Origin of the sequence: uncultured Pseudoxanthomonas sp. (assembly GCF_947498795.1) — a bacterium.
Taxonomy (GTDB): domain Bacteria; phylum Pseudomonadota; class Gammaproteobacteria; order Xanthomonadales; family Xanthomonadaceae; genus Pseudoxanthomonas_A.
Genome location: NZ_CANMLQ010000001.1, coordinates 1156966 through 1176498, shown reverse-complemented (window position 1 = coordinate 1176498; position 19533 = coordinate 1156966). Strand labels below are relative to the sequence as shown.

Annotated in this window: 12 protein-coding genes; 7 read left to right on the top strand and 5 right to left on the bottom strand. The window is 66.4% G+C overall.

Annotated features, from left to right (window positions below; translation table 11 throughout):
* Positions 1 to 26 precede the first annotated feature (26 nt).
* Positions 27 to 713 (top strand): DUF2461 domain-containing protein, encoded by a 687-nt coding sequence (locus Q0907_RS05710; protein ID WP_299342430.1) that lies wholly within the window; start codon positions 27 to 29, stop codon positions 711 to 713.
* Between the two features lie 67 nt (positions 714 to 780).
* A complete protein-coding gene (locus Q0907_RS05705) occupies positions 781 to 1287 on the top strand; it encodes a DUF2939 domain-containing protein (RefSeq protein WP_299342650.1) in 507 nt (168 codons plus the stop codon).
* 24 nt (positions 1288 to 1311) lie between these two features.
* On the opposite strand, the gene Q0907_RS05700 is transcribed toward Q0907_RS05705, so the two are convergent.
* From Q0907_RS05700 to Q0907_RS05680, 5 genes are all read right to left on the bottom strand, one after another.
* Complete coding sequence (locus Q0907_RS05700; RefSeq protein ID WP_296279931.1) at positions 1312 to 2220, bottom strand: 5'-nucleotidase; 909 nt, start codon at positions 2218 to 2220, stop codon at positions 1312 to 1314.
* A gap of 46 nt (positions 2221 to 2266) precedes the next feature.
* A complete protein-coding gene (locus Q0907_RS05695) occupies positions 2267 to 2755 on the bottom strand; it encodes a hypothetical protein (protein WP_299342428.1) in 489 nt (162 codons plus the stop codon).
* Between the two features lie 119 nt (positions 2756 to 2874).
* Complete coding sequence (locus tag Q0907_RS05690; protein WP_299342427.1) at positions 2875 to 3642, bottom strand: NAD kinase; 768 nt, start codon at positions 3640 to 3642, stop codon at positions 2875 to 2877.
* 24 nt (positions 3643 to 3666) lie between these two features.
* Positions 3667 to 4269: a hypothetical protein gene (locus Q0907_RS05685; protein ID WP_299342425.1), complete on the bottom strand. Its 603-nt coding sequence runs from the start codon at positions 4267 to 4269 to the stop codon at positions 3667 to 3669.
* 75 nt (positions 4270 to 4344) lie between these two features.
* Positions 4345 to 9417, bottom strand: coding sequence for an NAD-glutamate dehydrogenase domain-containing protein (locus Q0907_RS05680; protein WP_299342424.1), 5073 nt, complete (start codon positions 9415 to 9417; stop codon positions 4345 to 4347).
* 310 nt (positions 9418 to 9727) lie between these two features.
* On the opposite strand from Q0907_RS05680, the gene Q0907_RS05675 reads away from it, so the two are divergent.
* The 5 genes from Q0907_RS05675 to Q0907_RS05655 all read left to right on the top strand — a co-directional run bounded on the left by Q0907_RS05675 (position 9728) and on the right by Q0907_RS05655 (position 19435).
* On the top strand, positions 9728 to 10441 hold the full coding sequence (locus Q0907_RS05675) for a TetR/AcrR family transcriptional regulator (protein WP_343229807.1): 714 nt from the start codon (positions 9728 to 9730) through the stop codon (positions 10439 to 10441).
* A complete protein-coding gene (locus tag Q0907_RS05670) occupies positions 10438 to 11619 on the top strand; it encodes an efflux RND transporter periplasmic adaptor subunit (RefSeq protein ID WP_299342420.1) in 1182 nt (393 codons plus the stop codon). Before Q0907_RS05675 ends, Q0907_RS05670 begins: the two co-directional genes overlap by 4 nt.
* 15 nt (positions 11620 to 11634) lie before the next feature.
* Positions 11635 to 14799, top strand: coding sequence for an efflux RND transporter permease subunit (locus Q0907_RS05665; protein WP_299342418.1), 3165 nt, complete (start codon positions 11635 to 11637; stop codon positions 14797 to 14799).
* 253 nt (positions 14800 to 15052) lie between these two features.
* Positions 15053 to 16249 (top strand): efflux RND transporter periplasmic adaptor subunit, encoded by a 1197-nt coding sequence (locus tag Q0907_RS05660; RefSeq protein WP_299342416.1) that lies wholly within the window; start codon positions 15053 to 15055, stop codon positions 16247 to 16249.
* A gap of 12 nt (positions 16250 to 16261) precedes the next feature.
* Positions 16262 to 19435: an efflux RND transporter permease subunit gene (locus Q0907_RS05655; protein WP_299342414.1), complete on the top strand. Its 3174-nt coding sequence runs from the start codon at positions 16262 to 16264 to the stop codon at positions 19433 to 19435.
* The last annotated feature ends 98 nt before the right edge of the window (positions 19436 to 19533 follow it).

Here is a 19533-nt window from a genome sequence, read left to right as displayed (position 1 = left end):
ACACCGGCTTGTCTAGAATGGCGTCCATGGCCACCTACTTCTCCGATGCCAGTTTCAAGTTCCTGCGCGGGCTGGCGCGCCACAACGACAAGACCTGGTTCGCCGACCACAAGGCGCAGTACGAAGCCCATGTCCGCCAGCCGTTCCTCCGCCTGCTGACCGACCTGCAGCCCGACCTGGCGGCGGTCAGCCTGCATTTCCGCTCCGATCCGAAGACGGTCGGCGGTTCGCTGTTCCGCATCTATCGCGATGCCCGTTTTTCCAACGACAAGTCGCCATACAAGTCGTGGCAGGGCGCCCGCCTGTACCACGAGCGCCACAAGCAGGTGCCCGCGCCGTCCTTCTATCTGCACCTGCAGCCGGGCGAGTGCTTCGTCGGCGCCGGTCTCTGGCACCCGGAACCGGACACGCAGCGCCGCGTCCGCCAGTTCATCCTCGACAATCCGGGCAGTTGGAAGAAGGCCGCGCATGATCCGGCGTTCCGGCGCCGCTTCGACTTCGAGGAAAGCGAAAAGCTGGTCCGCGCGCCGCGCGGCTTCCCGACGGATTTCGAGTTCATCGAGGACCTGAAGCACCGCAACTTCGTGTTCTGGCGCTCGCTGGACGACACCACCCTGACGGGCCCGCGCCTGAGGCAGACGCTGGCCGGCGATCTCAAGACGCTGGCGCCGTTCGTCGACTACCTGTGCGCGGCGCTGGATCTCGAATTCTGACCGGGAGGATTCGCCGATGACGAGCTCTCCGACGAAGACGTGGCTCTTGGGCGGCACATTGCTGGCCATGCTGCTGGGGGTGGCCATCTATGTGATCGCCGGACCTTACCTCGCCCTGCACGGCATCCGTACCGCGATCGCGGAACAGGACACCTCCCGATTGCAGAAGCACGTGGATTTCCCCGCGCTGCGGGTCAACCTGCGTGCGCAGGTGGAGGACTATCTCGCACGCAAGGCCGGCCCGGACGTCGCGTCCAACCTGTTCGGCGCGGCCGCATTGTCCCTCGCCAACGAGGTGCTCGGACGCGGCGTGGACACGCTGGTCACGCCCATGGGGGTCGCCGCCATCCTGCAGGGCCGCTCGACGTGGAAACGCGCGATCGGCGAGACGATCGGTGGCGATACCTATGCGCCGCCGGTACCGGCGGAACCGCTGAAGGCCGCCGAGCATCACTACGAATCGCTGTCGCGTTTCACCGCGACCGTCCACGACGATGACGGCGACCCGGTGGTGTTCGTGCTCACCCGACAAGGCCTTCGCTGGCGGCTGACGGATATCCGGCTGCCGTTTTGACATGCTTGGCGGGACGGGCCAGTGCTACGGATTGGCGACACCGTGGGGTACATGACCGGCTGCCACGTGAAGGCGCGCGCTGTCGATGTTGTGCTGCGAATCATCGAAGAAGATGTCGGCACCGAAGGCTTCCAGGAACGGCCCTTTGTGGCGTCCGCCGAGGAACAGCGCTTCGTCCAGGCGCACGCCCCACTCCCTCAATGTCCGGATCACCCGCTCGTGGGCGGGGGCCGAACGCGCGGTGACCAGCGCGGTACGGATCGGCGAGCGTTCGTCGGCGGGGAACACCTGCTGCAACTGGTGCAGGGCCGCCAGGAAGTTGCGGAAGGGTCCACCGGACAACGGTTCGCGCGCGCGCGCCTGTTCGTGCCTGCCGAAGGCCTCCACGCCCTGCTCGCGTGAAATGCGTTCGCTCTCGTCGCCGAAGATCACCGCGTCGCCATCGAAGGCAATGCGCAGCTGGTGCTCATGGCGTTGCTGCGGCGCGCCGGCCGGCAGGATGGTGGCCGCGGCGATGCCATGTTCGAGCGAGCGCCGCACCGATTCCGGATTCGCCGACAGGAACAGGTCGGTGCCGAACGGCTTGACGTACGGCCAGGTGGGTTCCCCCGCGGTGAACGTGGCACGCACGATGCCCAGCCCGTAGTGCTGGATTGAATTGAAGATCCGCAGGCCGGTATCCGCGGAATTGCGCGACAACAGGATCACCTCCACGCGTGGCGCGTCGGGCGGCGCACCGGCGTTCAGGGCCAGCAGCTTGCGAACCACCGGATACGCGATGCCGGGGGCCAGCACGTCGTCCTCATGGTGCCGCTGGTAATCGCTGTATGCCTTCACCCCCTCGCGTTCGTAGAGGGCGTGGCTTTCTTCCAGATCGAACAAAGCGCGCGACGTGACGGCGACGGTCAGCAGGCGGGGGGTGTTGTCGGGCATGCGCACAGTATCGGCGATCGACGGCGCGCGAAGCGAGGCCGCCCGATCATCCCCCTGGCGCCGACGCGATGCGTAGTTGCGCCGGCGGGCCGCGCCGGTTGTCCGCGGTGACCGCACGTACCTCGACGATCAGGTCGATGCGCGACTGCTGCACGGGCGGTCCGTCCTTCCACAGGAACACGAACTCGCTGCGCCTGCCTTCCAGCCGTCCCGCGACCGGCTCGCGGGGAAAGATCGCAAGGGCGTCTTCCCCCAGGACGCGGAACTCGAACCCCAGGTCACGCAGCTTGTAGTCCGTCCCGCGCGGCCACTCGACACTCAGCGTCAGCAGGCCGCTGGCGTCGCAGGATGCCCGCCCATCGACGCCGCGCGTGAGGCTGACCAGATCAAGGACCGGCGCTTTCAGACCCGTTTCATCGGCTGCCGCCGCGACGCCGTGCGTGGCGAACACGGTCGTCCCGGTGGACAGATTGCAGGCGTTTCCTTCCCCGATGGCAAGCAACAGCAATACCCCGACCGCGCACCTCATCTGCATCGTGACCCCTCCCCGGGTGGATGCGAACCGGACCGCTACGGGGCGCTGGATAACATGCGTGACATGACCCGGCAAGCCGCAATGCGGCGAAACCGCGATGTCCGCGGGGACATTGCGACTCAGGTCATGAACTGTTCGCTGAGGATGCGTTCTTCCAGGTTGTGCTCGCGATCGAACAGCAGCGTGACCGTCCGGTCGCGCGACTCGCGGATGGTCACCTCCACCACGTCGCGGATTTCGTGCGAATCGGCGGTCGCGCTGACCGGGCGCTTGTACGGATCGAGTACGCGGAAACGCACTTCGGTATCGGCCTTGAGGATGGCGCCGCGCCAGCGGCGCGGGCGGAAGGGCGCGATCGGGGTCAGTGCGATGGTGTGCGAACCCAGGGGCAGGATGGGGCCGTGCGCCGAGAAGTTGTACGCGGTGGAACCGGCGGGCGTTGCGGTGAGCACGCCATCGCAGATCAGTTCGTCCAGGCGTGTCTCGCCATTGAGGTCGATCTGGATGTGCGCGGCCTGCCGGGTCTGCCGCAGCAGGGATACTTCGTTGTAGGCGAGCGAGGCCGTGGACGCCCCGGATTCCGTGAGCGCCTGCATCTCGAGCGGGCGCAGCTTGGCGGGTTCCGCCGCGGCGATGCGCTCCACCAGGCCATCGGGCCGATGGTGGTTCATCAGGAAGCCCACCGTGCCCAGCTTCATGCCGAATACCGGCTTTCCCAGGGCACCGTGGCGGTGCAGCGTCTGCAGCATGAAGCCGTCGCCGCCGAGGGCGCACAGCACGTCGGCCTGGTCCGGCGCATGGCTACCATGCTCGCGCTGCAGGACCGCCAGCGCTTGCTGCGCCTCGGGCGTCGGACTGGCGAGGAAGGCGATGTGCGGATCGGACATCCTTGGCTCCGGGGCGGCGCGGGATCAGTCGGGGCAACGCGCAATCAATGATGTCACGTCGAGGGCCTCGGCGATCTTGCCGGGATCGCTGATGATGAAGGCGCCGTGGTCGCGGGTCCAGTAGTCGTAGGCCAGCGCCCTGACATCGGGATCGGTGATGGCGAAGCCGCCTTCGGCTTCGCGCGATTCCAGCATCCTGCGCGTTGCGTCGAAGGCTTCCACGCCTGCCTGCTGGAACAGCAGGCGGCCGCCGCCATACGTGTCATGGAGTCGCTTCTGCAGCTTCACGTTGCCGATCAGCATCGTCAGCACCGCCTCCTTCTGCGCAGGCTCCTCCGGCAGCGCATAACCGTTGTCGCTGCACGCGGCATAGGCGGTGATCGCCGCCTCGGCACGCTGCTTCTCGGCCGCTGTCGGGCGCGCCGCGTCCGCGTGCCGTCGCATCCACTGGCGCAGGACCGGGACCATGAATACCTCGCGCGCACTGTCGGCGCGCGCCCGCCCTTCGCCCACGATCTGGTCGGCATAGACCGGCTGGCCATCGACCTGCCCGATCTGCCGGCGCGGCTCCGTCGCGTCCACCGTCAGTGCCCATGCCAACAACGCCCACGCTGCCATCCTGCGCATGCCCTGCTCTCCCTGGAAAGAAAAAAGGCGGCCCCGGAGGGCCGCCTCGATTCTAGCCAGCCTTCGGCGCCGGCATCATGCCTGCGACGCCAACTGCCCCAGTCGCTGTACCGCCACCGATGCAGTGGGATAGTCCAGCGTCTTCTGCGCCGCCAGCTCATTCAGCATGCTGAGCGTGAAGCGCAGGGCGGCATCGTCGCGACCCAGCCAGGCCTTGACCTTGGCGTCGGCATTGCCGCCCGGCAGCGAGAGCACCTGGTTGGTCAAGGTGCGCTGATGGGCGGCGAGCTCATCACGCAGCACGCCACGGGCAACCGCGTGCCAGCGGCCATCGACCTTCAGGGCCTCGATCTGGTCCTGCAGCCACGGCAGGTGCAGCGCTTCACCCAGGCGGTAGTGGACCTTCGACACCTCGACCGGCTTCAACTTGCGAGCACGTGCCAGTTCGATGATGTCGCACGAGGGCTCCAGGTACGGCAACGCCGCGATCTGGCCGGCCAGTGCCGCCGGCAGGCCCTTGTCCTTCCACGCCTGCAGGCTGGCGTTGTACGCCGGGCGCAGGGAATCCGGCAGCACGCCATCCGCCGCGCGGATTTCGTTGAAACCGTCGTGGTAGCGCTCGACCGCGGTGGAGATCGCCGGGATCGGGCCCTGCCGGGTCAGCAGCCAGCGGGTGAAATTGCGCTGCACCTGCCAGATGACCTGCAGCGCGTCGATCTGCACCGACTCCGGCACCTTGCCGTCCAGCGCATCGATCTGGTTCCACAGCGCCCGCGCATCCAACGTCTCGCGGGTGATGGTGAACGCCTTGGCGACCTCCGCCGGCGACCGGCCGGTGTCCTCCTGCATGCGCAGCAGGAAGGTCGCGCCCATGCGGTTGATGGTGGTATTGGTGACCGCCGTGGCGATGATCTCGCGCTTCAGGCGGTGCTTCTCCATCTCCGACGCGTACTTCTTCTGCAGCGGCTGCGGGAAGTAGCGCTGCAGCTCCTTGGAGAGGTACGGATCCTCGGGGATGTCGGATTCCAGCAACTGCTGGAACGCCACCAGCTTGGAGTACGACAGCAGCACCGACAGTTCGGGACGGGTCAGGCCCTGCCCACGCGCCTTGCGCTCGGCCAGTTCCGCGTCGGATGGCAGGAACTCGATCTGGCGGTCCAGCAGGCCCTGCGACTCCAGCGTTTGGATGAAGTGCTGCTTCGAGCCCAGGCGCGAGACACTCATGCGCTCCATCAGGCTGATGGCCTGGTTCTGGCGGTAGTTGTCCCACAGCACCAGGTCGGCCACCTCATCCGTCATGTCGGCCAGCAGCTTGTTGCGGGCGTCCATCGACAGTTTCTTCGCCTGCACCACGCCGTTCAGCAGGATCTTGATGTTCACCTCGTGGTCGGAGGTATCCACGCCGGCAGAGTTGTCGATGAAGTCGGTATTCAACAGCACGCCGTGCTGCGCCGCCTCGATGCGGCCGAGCTGGGTCAGGCCCAGGTTGCCGCCCTCGCCCACCACCTTGCAGCGCAGGTCGCGACCATCGACGCGCAGGCCGTTGTTGGCGCGGTCACCGACGTCGGCATGGGTTTCGCTCGCGGCCTTGACGTAGGTACCGATACCGCCGTTCCACAGCAGGTCGACCGGCGATTTCAGGATCGCGCTCATCAGTTCGTTCGGCGTCATCGACTTCACGCCGTCGGCAATGCCGAGCGCGGCGCGCACTTCCGGGGTGATCTCGATGGACTTGGCACTGCGCGGATGGATGCCACCGCCCTTGGAGATCAGCCTGGCATCGTAGTCCGCCCAGCTGGAACGCGGCACCTTGAACATGCGTTCGCGCTCCTTGAACGACTTCGCCGCATCCGGATTCGGGTCCAGGAAGATGTGGCGGTGGTCGAAGGCCGCCACCAGGCGGATGTGCTCGGACAGCAGCATGCCGTTGCCGAACACGTCGCCCGACATGTCGCCGATGCCCACGCAGGTGAAGTCTTCGGTCTGGCTGTCGCGGTTCATCGCGCGGAAATGGCGCTTCACCGACTCCCATGCGCCGCGCGCGGTGATGCCCATGCCCTTGTGGTCGTAGCCGACCGAACCACCGGAGGCGAACGCGTCGCCCATCCAGAAGCCGTGCGCGATGGCCAGGCCGTTGGCGATGTCGGAGAAGGTCGCGGTGCCCTTGTCCGCCGCGACGACCAGGTACGGGTCGTCCTGGTCATGGCGCACCACGTCGACCGGTGGGACGATCCTGTTGCCGACGATGTTGTCGGTGATGTCCAGCAGTCCCTGGATGAACAGCTTGTAGCAGGCGATGCCCTCGGCCAGCACCGCATCACGGTCCCCGCCCACCGGCGAACGCTTCACGAAGAACCCGCCCTTGGCGCCGACCGGCACGATGACGGTGTTCTTCACCATCTGCGCCTTCACCAGGCCGAGCACTTCGGTGCGGAAATCCTCGCGGCGGTCGGACCAGCGCAGGCCGCCGCGCGCCACCGGACCGAAGCGCAGGTGCACGCCTTCCACGCGCGGGCCGTACACGAAGATCTCGCGGTACGGGCGCGGCTTCGGCAGATCGGGCACCTTCGCCGAATCGAACTTGAAACTGATGGTGTGCGCCGGCTTCCCGTCCTTGCCCACCTGATAGAAGCTGGTGCGCAACGTGGCTTCGATCGCCCCCATGAAGCCGCGCAGGATGCGGTCGTCGTCCAGGCTGGAGACGCGGTCCATCAGCTTCAGCAGCGACTGGTGCGCGGCTTCGATCTGCTGTTCGCGCTTGCCGCCACGCGCCTCGACCAGCGCCGCCAGCGTCCTGGCCGCGGCCTCGTCGTCACCGGCCAGCGCCTTCAGCTGTGCAGCGAACCGCTCCTGCCCTTCCTTGACCTGCGCCTTGCTCTCGCTGCCGGTCGACGGATCGAAGCGCGCTTCGAACAGCTCCACCAGCAAGCGAGCCAGCAGGGGATACCGGTTGAGCGTTTCTTCCACGTAACTCTGCGAGAACGGCACGCCGGTCTGCAGCAGGTACTTGCAGTAGCCGCGGAGCAGCGCGACCTGGCGCCACGCCAGGCCGGCGCCCAGCACCAGCTTGTTGAAGCCGTCGTTCTCGGCATCGCCATGCCACACGCGGGCGAAGGCTTCCTCGAACGCAGGCGCGAGGCGTTCGATGTCGAACTCCCCACCGACCGGCTCGACCTCGAACTCCTGGATGTAACGCGCACCCTGCGCGGTCTCCAGCCGGAACGGATGCTCCGAGATCACGCGCAGGCCCATGTTCTCCATCAGCGGCAGCGCGTCGGATAACGGAATGTCGGATTCCTGCCTGTACAGGTTCAGGCGCAGGCGGCCCTGCCCGGGACGCTTGCGGCGCGATTCGTGCAGGCTCAGGCGCAGGTCGTCGGCGCCCGACAGCGAAGCGAGATGTTCGACGTCGCGCGCCGCGCCTTCCGGCGACACGACTTCGATGTAGCCCGCGGGCAGCGCACGGCCGTAGCCGCCTGCGAGCAGCAGACCCTTGGATTCGCCATGGCGGCTGATCAGGGTTTCGCGCAGGTCGTCCTGCCAGTTGCGCAGCAGGTGGGCGATATCCGCTTCCAGTGCGGACGTGTCCACCTCGACCTGCTCGCCGGCCTTGGGTCGGATGGTGATGTGCAGCTGCGCCAGCGGCGACTCGCCGAGCAGCACGCTGCTGTCCACGTACTCGCCACGCATGGCGTCCTTGAGCAGCGATTCGATGCGCAGGCGCACGTCGGTATTGAAGCGCTCGCGCGGGATGTAGACCAGGGCCGAATAGAAGCGGCCATAGCGGTCGCGGCGCAGGAACAGCTTGCTGCGCACGCGCTCCTGCAGGCCCAGGATGCCCATCGAAGTACGGAACAGTTCCTCGTCGCTGGACTGGAACAGCTCCTCGCGCGGCAGCGTTTCCAGGATATGGCGCAGTGCCTTGCCGCTGTGGCCGCTCGGCGACAGTCCGGACTTCTGCATGACGTATTCGTGGCGCTCGCGCACCAGCGGGATTTCCCATGGGCGGCGGTTGTAGGCGCTGGACGTGTACAGGCCGATGAACCGCTGCTCGGCGATCGGATTGCCCTGCGCGTCGAACTCCAGCACCCCGATGTAGTCCATGTTGCCTGGGCGGTGCACGGTGGAGCGGCGGTTGGTCTTGGTGAGGATCAGCGCGTCCACCGAGCCGCCCTGCGGCAGGTAGTGCGCGGCGAGCGTCTTGATGTTGCGCGGCGGCGTGGTGTCGCCCTCGCGCAGCAGGCCCAGCCCGCTGTCCTCGACGGCGGCGAGGATGCCGGTGCGCTTCTCGACGCGGTACTCGCGGTAACCGAAGAACGTGAAGTGGTCGGCGGCAGCCCAGCGCAGGAACTCCTGCGCCTCGCGGCGGCCATCGTCGTCCACCGGCATGCGGCGGGTGGCCATGTCGTCGGCCAGGGCCAACATCTTCTCGCGCATGCTGGACCAGTCGCGCACGATGGCGCGCACTTCCTCCAGCACGCTGCGGATGCGCTTCTCGACCTGCGCCATTTCCTCCGGCGGCAGGCGGTCGATCTCCAGCAGCATCAGCGACTCATGCTTGCCCTCGCCCACGGCGGTGACCTTGCCGGCCTTGTCGCGCGCCAGCCGCACCAGCGGATGGCCGAGCACGTGCACGCCCACGCCCATCTCGGCCAGCGCCATGCTGACCGAATCGACCAGGAACGGCATGTCGTCGTTGACGATCTGCAGCACGGTATGCGGCGACTCCCAGCCGTGCGTCTTCTGCGTGGCATTGAAGATGCGCACGTTGGCGGTGCCTGGCTTGCGGGTGCGCGCGAACGCCAGGGTATCGGCGGCGATCGCGGCCCAACCGTCCGCACCGTGGTGCGGGTACTCGTCTTCCTCCATGCGCTTGTAGAACGCTTCGGCGAACGTGCGCGCCTCGGCCTGCGCAGCGGCTCCGGAGACGCGCTTGCGGATCGCGTCGAGGATCGGCGCCAGCGAGAACGCCTCGCCTGCCTTCGCCAACGCCGTGCCGGTCTTTTCCGCGGCCTTCGCCGCCTTCTCCGGTCGGGCGGCCACCTTCCTGGTGGGCGTGGCCTTCGGGCTCACCGCGTGGGTGGCCTTCTTGGCTTCCGGTTTGGACGACGGTTTGGCGGCTTTTTTCGGGCTGCGCGCAGCGTTCATGCAGAGAATGGCTCAACAAGTGGTAGTCGAATGGTCATTGTATCTCCCGACGCCGTGACAAAACTTGCTGCGAGGCGTCATTGGCGCGGCTTGCAATCGCATGCCGGATTGTCTAGCGAGAGCGGACCGGGCGTTTGTCGGCAAGCGCCTCGGCGGATTGCCGAGAACGCGACCAACATTCGGCAGCGCACGGAAGCACGCGCCTCGCCGTCACGCATCCCTCACGAAGTACACCCTTCGCTTTGTCCACGGAAATGCCATGTTTTCAAGCCTGTCAAAATTCTGAACTGGACGGTATAGTCCAGTCCGTATGCGCCCCTCCCCCGACCTTTCCGCGCCCGATCAACGTCGTGCCCGCGTCCATAGCGCCGTGCGGGAACTGATGTCGGAACAGGGCTTCCGCGTCAGCATGGACGCGGTCGCCGCCCGTGCCGGCTGTTCCAAGCAGACGCTGTATGCGCATTTCGGCAGCAAGCAGGAGCTGCTGCGCAGCGTGATCGCGGAGCACCAGGACGTCGCGACCGCGCGCCTGTCGCCGGTGGTGGAGGATCCCCGCGTCGCGCTGGTCGACTTCGCCACGGAACACCTGCGGCATCTCTGCGATCCGGCCATCGTCTCCACCAGTCGCCTGCTGGCGGCGGAAGCGCACCAGTTTCCCGACGAAGCGCGCGATCTCTACCGGCAGGCCTGCGATACTCTGGTCCAGCGCCTCGCCACCTGGCTGCAGCACGCCATGGACCAAGGCAGGTTGAGGCATGACGATCCGCATTACGCCGCGGAGTTGCTGCTCAGCATGATCGTGGGAATGGACTTCGAACGGCAGCGGTTCGGCGTGCGGCATCGCGCGGGCGATCGCGCGCGCCGACGCTGGGCCGAGTTCGCGGTAGATGCCTTTCTGCGCGCCATCCAGGCTTCAACCGACACCCCCGACCCGGTCCCTTCCGATGCGCCCCCCGGGCGGCGCATCCGCTCATCGCATTCCCTTCCCACGTCTGCAAGAAAAAGAAACGGAGCTTCCCCATGACGTCCCCCGTCCGTTCCCTCGTCCTCGCCAGCGCGCTGCTGGCGATCCTCGCCGCCTGCAGCAAGCCCGAACCGCAGCAGATGCCGCCCCCCGAAGTGGTGGTGCTTAGCGCCAAGCCGCAGGATGTGCCGCTGCAGCGCGACCTCGTCGGCCGCCTGTCGCCCTTCCGCAGCTCCGACGTGCGCGCGCGCGTGGCCGGCGTCGTGCAGAAGCGCGTGTACCAGGAAGGCAGCGACGTGAAGGAAGGGCAGGTGCTGTTCCTGATCGACCCCGCGCCGTTGCAGGCCTCGCTGAGCGCCGCGCAGGCGAACCTGGCCTCGGCACAGGCGTCCTACGCCAATGCCAGGGTGTCGGCGGACCGCGCCCGCCAGCTCGCGCCGCAGAAATTCGTGTCGAAGTCGGACCTCGACAACGCCGAGGCCGCGGAACGCAGCGCTGCCGCCGCCGTGCAGCAAGCGCGCGCCAACGTCGAGTCCGCCCGCATCAACCTCGGCTACGCCAGCGTCACCGCGCCGATCTCCGGCCGCGCCGGCAAACAGCAGGTCACCGAGGGCGCGCTGGTCGGCCAGGGCGATGCCACGCTGCTGACCACGATCGACCAGATCGATCCGCTGTACGCCAACTTCTCGATGAGCGCCAGCGAGATGCAGGCCATCCAGCAGGCCCAGGGCGCAGGCAAGGTGCAGCTGGCCGGTGAAGGCCAGCGCACGGTGCAGATCGTGCTGCCCAACGGGCAGGTGCTCGACCAGACCGGCACGCTGGACTTCTCCGACACCGTCGTCGATCCCGCCACCGGCAGCGTCTCGTTGCGCGCCACCCTGCCGAATGCGGACCGCACCCTCTTGCCGGGCACCTTCGTCACCCTGCGCGCCACGCTGGGCGAACAGAAGGGCGCGTTCCTGATCCCGCAGGGCGCGATCCAGCGCGATACCGTCAGCGCCTATGCGATGGTCATCGGGAAGGACGGCAACGTGGCGCGCAAGAACGTCAACGCGCAGCAGGCCATCGGTGCCGATTGGCTGGTCACCGAGGGCCTCGTGGCCGGCGACCAGGTCATCGTCGAGGGCCTGCAGAAGGTCAAGGAAGGCGCGCCGGCCAAGGGTGTGACCGCCGAACAGGCGGCCGCCGCCAAGGCCGCCCAGGCCAAGCCCGCGCCGGCGCCAGGCAAGGCCGAGTAAGAAGGACCCTCCCCCATGCCCAAGTTCTTCATCAACCACCCGATCTTCGCCTGGGTCGTGTCGATCCTGATCTCGCTCGCCGGCGTGATCGCGATCCTCAACCTTGGCGTCGAATCCTATCCCTCCATCGCGCCCCCGCAGGTCACGGTCAGCGCGAGCTATCCCGGTGCCAGCTCGGAGACCACCGAACGCTCCGTCACACAGGTCATCGAGCAGCAACTGACGGGCATCGACAACCTGCTGTACTTCAGCTCGAGTTCCAGCTCCGCCGGCCAGGCCTCGATCACGCTGACGTTCCAGACCGGTACCGACGCCGACATCGCGCAGGTGCAGGTACAGAACAAGGTATCGCTGGCCACCCCACGCCTGCCCAGCGAGGTCACCGCACAGGGCGTCGTCGTGGCGAAGGCCAACGCCGGCTTCCTGATGGTGGTGGGCCTTCAGTCCGACAACGCGAGCATCGACCGCAATCGCCTGAACGACATCGTCGCCTCGCGCGTGCTCGACCAGATCGCGCGAGTGCCCGGCGTCGGCAGCACGCAGCACTTCGGCTCCGAGTACGCCATGAACCTGTGGCTGGACCCCGGCAAGCTGCAGGGCTACAACCTCTCGGCCACCGAGGCCCTCTCGGCCGTGCGCGCGCAGAACGTGCAGTTCGCCGCCGGCTCCGTCGGCTCCGATCCCGCGCCGGAAGGCCAGGCGTTCACGGCAACGGTATCGGCGGAAGGCCGCTTCACCTCGCCGGAGCAGTTCGAGCAGATCATCCTGCGCGCGAACAACGATGGCTCCACTGTCCGCCTGAAGGATGTCGCGCGCGTGGAGTTCGGTGCGCAGAACTTCGGATTCGACACCCAGTTCAACGGCAAGCCGGTCGGCGCGTTCGCCATCCAGTTGCTGCCGGGTGCCAATGCGCTCAACGTCGCCGACGCCGTTCGCGCGAAGATGGATGAACTGGCGCCGAGCTTCCCGCCCGGGGTCACGTGGTTCTCGCCGTACGACACGACCACCTTCGTCAAGATCTCGATCGAGGAAGTGGTCAAGACGCTGATCGAAGCGGTGATCCTGGTGTTCCTGGTGATGCTGGTGTTCCTGCAGAACTTCCGCGCCACCATCATCCCGACCCTCGTCATCCCGGTCGCCCTGCTGGGCACGTTCTGGGGCCTGAGCCTGATCGGCTTCACCATCAACCAGCTGACCATGTTCGCGCTGGTGCTGGCGATCGGCATCGTGGTCGACGACGCCATCGTGGTGATCGAGAACGTCGAGCGCATCATGGCGGAAGAAAAGCTGCCGCCGCGCGAAGCGACCATCAAGGCGATGGGCCAGATCACTGGCGCCGTCATCGCGATCACCGTGGTGCTGGCGGCGGTGTTCATTCCGTCGGCGCTCCAGGGCGGCGCCTCGGGCGAGATCTACAAGCAGTTCGCGCTGACCATCGCCATCTCGATGGCGTTCTCCGCCTTCCTGGCGCTGGGCTTCACGCCAGCGCTTTGCGCGACTTTCCTGAAGCAGCACGAGCACGACAGCCACGAGAAGAAGAACGTCATCTTCCGGACGTTCGAGAAGTACTACGGCAAGCTCGAGAAAACCTACGTGGGCCACATCGGCGCCGCGATCAAGCACGCCCCGCGCTGGATGATCGCGTTCGCGCTGCTGACGGTTCTGGCGGGCTTCCTCTTCACTCGACTGCCCAGCAGCTTCGTCCCTGAGGAAGACCAGGGATATGCGCTGGCCATCGTGCAGCTGCCGCCAGGCAACACGTTGCAGAAGACCAAGCAGGTGTTCAACCAGGTCCGTGGCACGCTGCAGCAGATGGACGGCTTCGACGGCGTGATGGAAGTGGCGGGCTTCAGCTTCCTCGGCCGTGGCGAGAACGTCGGCATGGCCTTCATCCGCCTCAAGCCCTGGGACGAGCGCGACGTGACCGTGCCGGAGTTCATCCAGCAGGCCAACCAGCGCTTCTACGGCATCAAGGGTGCGCAGATCTTCGTGGTGAACCTGCCGACGATCCAGGGCCTGGGCCAGTTCGGCGGCTTCGACATGTGGCTGCAGGACCGCGCAGGCCTGGGCGAAGAAGCCCTGATGGCGGCGCGCAACCAGCTGTTGGGGGCGGCCGCGCAGGATTCGAGCCTGATGGCGGTGCGACCGAATACCCTCGAGAACGCACCGCAACTCCAGCTGCACGTGGATCGGGTGCAGGCGCAGGCGATGGGTATGTCGTTGAGCGACATCTACAACGGCATCCAGCTGATGCTGGCGCCGGTGTACGTCAACGACTTCTTCTACGAAGGTCGCATCAAGCGCGTGAACATGCGTGCCGACGCGCCCTACCGCACCGGCGCCGAGTCGCTGGCGAGGATCTATTCGCCGAGCAGCCAGCAGAGCGACGCCAACGGGGGCCGGGCGATGATCCCGTTGTCGAACGTGGTGCAGTCGTCGTGGGCCTCGGTGCCGCCGTCGCTGTCGCGCTACAACGGCTACTCCGCGGTGAACATCAATGGCTCGGCGGCGCCGGGCAGTTCGTCCGGCCAGGCGATGACGACCATGGAGAACATCGTCACCGACCAGCTGCCACAAGGCTTCGGCTACGACTGGAGCGGCATGTCGTACCAGGAGATCCTGGCAGGCAACAGCGCCACGCTGCTGATGGTGCTGTCGATCGTGGTGGTCTTCCTCTGCCTTGCCGCGCTGTACGAGAGCTGGTCGATCCCGGTGGCCGTGCTGCTGGTGGTGCCACTGGGTGCGCTGGGTGCCCTGGCCTTCACCATGCTGCGGGGTCTTTCCAACGACCTGTTCTTCAAGATCGGGCTGATCACCATCATCGGCCTGGCGGCGAAGAACGCCATCCTGATCGTCGAGTTCGCGGTGATGGAGCGCAAGCAGGGCAAGACGTTGCGCGACGCGGTGATCTCGGCGTCCCACCTGCGCTTCCGTCCCATCCTGATGACCTCGTTCGCCTTCATCATGGGCGTGCTGCCGATGGCCATCTCGACCGGCGCGGGTGCCAATGCCCGCCATGCCATCGGCACCGGCGTCATCGGTGGCATGTTCTTCGCCACCTTCCTGGGCCTGCTGCTGATCCCGGTGTTCTTCGTGGCCGTAAGACGCGTGCTGGGCGACAAGATGGACGAGCCGTCGAAGGAGTACCTGCTGGAGCGGGACAAACCGGCCTCGCGCTGAGCCTCGCCCTCCGTTCGAAAAGCCCCGGCCCCGCCGGGGCTTTTCGTATTCCGGGCTGCGGACAACGGCAGCCCGGTCCTGCCCGCAATCCCGGGCAGGCCAGGTCTGCACCGAGGCCCCTTTCCACCCGCCTGACCTCCCGCACTTCTTGCGGCCGTCTCAATTCGTGATAATCCGCCGATTGATCCTGTCGATCACCCCACCTCCCGTTCGTCGTCCTGACGATCTCCCCCGCCCTGCCGAAGACATCCCCATGACACGGAAAGACCCCGCCGCAAGGAAAACACCCTCCACCACCCGCCGCATGATCCTGATGCTGATCGCCGTGGCGGTGATCTTCGGTGGCGTGTTCGTCGTGAAGGCCATCATGGGCAAGGGCATGAACGACTTCTTCGACAACATGCCCCAACCGGCCGCCGCGGTGACCGACTGGACGGCCAAGCAGGAAGAATGGATCGACGCACAGCAGGCCGTCGGCACGTTCGTGGCCATCAACGGCACGGACGTCACCACCGAGGCCGGCGGCGTGGTGCGCAGCCTGTCGATCGACGTCGGCAAACCGGTCAAGGCAGGCACCGTGCTGGCGCAGCTCAACAGCGCCAACGAGCTGGCGGTGCTGAAGTCGCTGGAAGCCTCGTCCAAGCTCGCCGCCGTGCAGCGCGACCGCTGGCAGGCGCTGGCCCGCGACAAGCTGGTCTCCCAAGCCGAAGCCGAAGAACGCGCCACCGTGGCGGCCACGTCGCTGGCACAGGTCGAGGCGCAGCGCGCCTTGATCGCACAGAAGACGATCCGCGCACCCTTCGACGGGGTGCTGGGCATCCGCAAGGTCAACCTGGGCCAGTACCTCAACCCCGGCGACGCCATCGTGAGCCTGCAGGCGCTGGATCCGATCTATCTCGACTTCACCCTGCCCGAACAACGCGTGGGCCAGGTGCTGCCGGGCGCGAAGATCCGCGCCACGGTCGATGCCCTGCCCGGCCAGGTGTTCGAAGGCGAGGTCACCGCGGTGGAGCCGCAGGTCGATCCGGCCACGCGGAACTTCAAGGTGCAGGCGACGCTGGACAACCCCGAATACAACCTGCGGCCGGGTGCGTTCGCCCATGTCGGCTTCGATACCGGCGACGCGCGCAAGGTCATCGTGGTCCCGCAGACCGCGATCAGCTTCAACCCCTATGGCAACGCGGTGTACGTGATCCAGGAGGTACCGCGCGCCGAGGGCGAAAAGGACATGCAGGGCAAGCCGCTGACCGGCAAGAAGCTGGTGGTGCGGCAGCGCTTCGTCAAGACCGGCGCCACCCGCGGCGACCTGATCGCGGTAACAGAAGGCCTGAAGCCCGGCGAGCGCGTGGCGACCAGCGGCCTGCTGAAGCTGCGCAACGACGCCGAGGTAACGGTGAACAACAAGGTGCAGCCGGTGACCGAGGCCCAGCCCAAGCCCGAAAACCGTTGACGGAGCGCCGGCATGAAATTCACCGACATCTTCATCAACAAACCAGTGCTGGCGATCGTCGTCAGCCTGTTCATCCTGTTGTTCGGCCTGCGCTCGTTCACCGAGTTGAACGTGCGCCAGTATCCCGAGTTGCGCAACGCCGTGGTCAACATCAGCACCACGTACTACGGCGCGGACGCCGACCTCATCCAGGGCTTCATCACCACGCCGCTGGAGCGTGAGGTCGCCAGCGCGGAAGGCATCGAGTACCTGAGCTCCACCAGTTCGGCCGGCGTCAGCGTGATCCAGGCCTACATCAAGCTGGAACAGGATCCGAACGAGGCGCTCACCCAGATCGCTGCCAAGGTCAACAAGATGCGCGGGCAGCTGCCGCCGGAGTCGGAAGACCCGGTGATCGACCTGCAGCAGGGCCAGCAGATCGCGGCGATGTACGTGTCCTTCGCCAGCGAGACGCTGGACAACAACCAGATCACCGACTACCTCACCCGCGTCGTCCAGCCCAAACTGGTCACCGTCGCCGGCGTGCAGCGGGCCGACATCCTCGGCGCCGGCACCTTCGCGATGCGAGTGTGGCTGAAGCCGGACCGGATGACCGCCCTGCAGGTCACGGCCAGCGACGTGTCCACCGCGCTGTCGTCCAACAACGTGTTGGCGGCGGTGGGCTCGACCAAGGGCCAGATGGTGGCGATCGACATGACCGCACGCACCGACCTGCGCAGCGCCGAGGAATTCCGCCAGCTGATCATCCGCGAACAGAACGGCGCGATCGTGCGGCTCGGCGACGTGGCCGACGTGCAACTGGGCTCGGAAAGCTACGGCACGTCGGTCCGCATCAACGGTGAAGCGGCCACGTTCATGGGCATCTTCGTGTCGCCGGATGCGAACTCCCTCGATGTCATCAAGAACGTGCGCACGCTCTGGGACAACGAGATCGTGCCGCAGCTGCCGGAAGGCATCAAGGCGACCATCCCGTACGACAGTACCGAGCAGATCCAGGACGCCATCGACGAAGTGGTCAGCACGATCGTGGAAGCGGTGATCATCGTGATCGTGGTGATCTTCCTGTTCCTCGGCTCGCTGCGCAGCGTGCTGATCCCGGCGGTGACAGTGCCGTTGTCGCTGGTCGGTGCGCTGTTCCTGATGCTGCTGATGGGCTTCACGATCAACCTGCTCACGCTGCTGGCGATGGTCTTGGCCATCGGCATCGTGGTGGACGACGCGATCATCGTGCTCGAGAACATCCACCGCCACATCGAGGAGGGCATGTCGCCCTACGAGGCGGCGATCAAGGGCGCGCGCGAACTGGCGTGGCCGGTGGTCGCGATGACCACGACCCTGGTCGCGGTCTACCTGCCGATCGGGTTCCAAGGCGGCCTGACCGGCGTGCTGTTCACCGAGTTCGCTTTCACGCTGGCCGGCGCGGTGCTCCTGTCGGGCGTGATCGCGCTGACCCTGACCCCGATGATGTGCGCCAAGATCCTCAAGCCGCACAGCGAAGGCGGCAAGGGCAAGCTGGAGAAGTGGCTGGACGTGCGCTTCGAGAAGCTCAATGCCGGCTATCAGCGGCGCCTGCACGGCACCATGGAGACCAAGTCGGTGGTCGGCGTGTTCGGCATCCTGGTGCTCGTCTCGTGCGTCTTCCTGTACATGACCGCCCCCAAGGAGCCGGCACCCCTGGAAGACGAAGGCTTCATCTTCTCGGTCGCCAGCGCCGACCCCTACTCCACCCTGGACTACGTGGAGCGCTACACCGAGGAAGTCACCTCCATCGCCAAGGGCGTGCCGGAAGTGCAGGACTATTTCCTGTTCAACGGCGGGTTCGGCGGCAGTGGCGGCGGTGCCAGCCCGATGGCGATGGCAGGCTTCGTGCTGAAGCCTTGGAGCGAGCGCGAGCGCTCCACCAACGCGGTGCTGCAGCAGGAACTGCAGCCGAAGATGAGCCAGGTCAGCGGCCTGAACATCTTCGCTCTGGTCCCGCCTTCGCTGCCCAGCGCGGGCGGCGACGGCGGCGGCGGCGAGTTCATCATCGGTGGCGTCGGCGACCTGAGCCAGCTGGCCGAGTTGGCCGACCAGATCCTGGCGAAGGCGATGGAGAGCAAGCGCTTCATCTTCCTGGACAAGGATCTGAAGATCGACAAGCCGCGCATTGAGGTCAACATCGACCGCGAGAAGGCGGCGACGCTCGGAATCGACATGCGCACGCTGGCAGCCGACATGGCAGCCATGCTGTCCGGTGGCTACACCAACCGCTTCGCCATGCAGAACCGCTCGTACCTGGTGATTCCGCAGGTGCAGCGGAGCGACCGCCTCAACGCCAGCGACCTGGAGAACTACTACACGCGCACCCGCGACGGCGAACTGATACCGCTGTCGACGCTGGTGACGCTGAAGGAAAGCGCGCAGCCGCAGTCCCTGAAGCGTTTCCAGCAGCTCAACGCCGTATCGATCACCTTCGCCCCGCGCCCTGGCGTCAGCAAGGGCGAAGCGCTGGCGATTCTCGACCAGGCCGCCAAGGAAGTACTGCCTCAGGGCTATTCGGTGGATTACGCCGGCGAGTCGCGCCAGTTCAAGCAGGAGGGCGCGGCGATGCTGGTGACGCTGGCGCTGGCGTTGATCGTGATCTTCCTGGTGCTGGCGGCCCAGTTCGAGAGCTTCCGCGATGCGACGATCATGCTGCTGACCGTACCGATGGCCATCAGCGGCGCATTGCTGACCGTCAACGTGCTGGCGCTGGTGAGCGGCGTGCTCGGCTTCATGCAGATCGAAGCCTTCCCCGGCATGAGCATCAACATCTATACCCAGGTGGGTCTGGTGACGCTGGTCGGCGTGATCTCCAAGCATGGCATCCTGATCGTGGAGTTCGCCAACAAGCTGCAGATGGAGCGCGGCCTGCCCAAGCGTGAAGCGATCGAGGAAGCCGCAGCCATCCGCCTGCGTCCGGTGCTGATGACCACCGCAGCGCTGGTGTTCGCGATGATCCCGCTGCTGATCGCCAGCGGCCCGGGTGCCGCCTCGCGCTTCTCGATGGGCGTGGTGATCGCCTCGGGCATGACGATCGGCACGCTGTTTACCCTGTTCGTGCTGCCGGCGTTCTACCTGTACCTGGCGCGTGACCATGCGCACGATCGCAAGACGGCGGAAGACGCTGATGGCGTGTTGCCTGCGGAACCGGCGGGCGGGAACTGATCCCACCGCACTGCACGTCAACGAAAAAGCCCCGGCCATGCCGGGGCTTTTCTTGTAGGAGCGGCTTCAGCGCCGATGCTCTGCCACCACCAGACCGC

Bases quoted from the DNA above. Each gene is read 5' to 3' on its own strand.
- Q0907_RS05710 (WP_299342430.1), top strand. From the start codon at position 27: ATGGCCACCTACTTCTCCGATGCCAGTTTCAAGTTCCTGCGCGGGCTG.
- Q0907_RS05705 (WP_299342650.1), top strand. From the start codon at position 781: ATGCTGCTGGGGGTGGCCATCTATGTGATCGCCGGACCTTACCTCGCC.
- Q0907_RS05700 (WP_296279931.1), bottom strand. From the start codon at position 2,220: ATGCCCGACAACACCCCCCGCCTGCTGACCGTCGCCGTCACGTCGCGC.
- Q0907_RS05695 (WP_299342428.1), bottom strand. From the start codon at position 2,755: ATGCAGATGAGGTGCGCGGTCGGGGTATTGCTGTTGCTTGCCATCGGG.
- Q0907_RS05690 (WP_299342427.1), bottom strand. From the start codon at position 3,642: ATGTCCGATCCGCACATCGCCTTCCTCGCCAGTCCGACGCCCGAGGCG.
- Q0907_RS05685 (WP_299342425.1), bottom strand. From the start codon at position 4,269: ATGCGCAGGATGGCAGCGTGGGCGTTGTTGGCATGGGCACTGACGGTG.
- Q0907_RS05680 (WP_299342424.1), bottom strand. From the start codon at position 9,417: ATGAACGCTGCGCGCAGCCCGAAAAAAGCCGCCAAACCGTCGTCCAAA.
- Q0907_RS05675 (WP_343229807.1), top strand. From the start codon at position 9,728: ATGCGCCCCTCCCCCGACCTTTCCGCGCCCGATCAACGTCGTGCCCGC.
- Q0907_RS05670 (WP_299342420.1), top strand. From the start codon at position 10,438: ATGACGTCCCCCGTCCGTTCCCTCGTCCTCGCCAGCGCGCTGCTGGCG.
- Q0907_RS05665 (WP_299342418.1), top strand. From the start codon at position 11,635: ATGCCCAAGTTCTTCATCAACCACCCGATCTTCGCCTGGGTCGTGTCG.
- Q0907_RS05660 (WP_299342416.1), top strand. From the start codon at position 15,053: ATGACACGGAAAGACCCCGCCGCAAGGAAAACACCCTCCACCACCCGC.
- Q0907_RS05655 (WP_299342414.1), top strand. From the start codon at position 16,262: ATGAAATTCACCGACATCTTCATCAACAAACCAGTGCTGGCGATCGTC.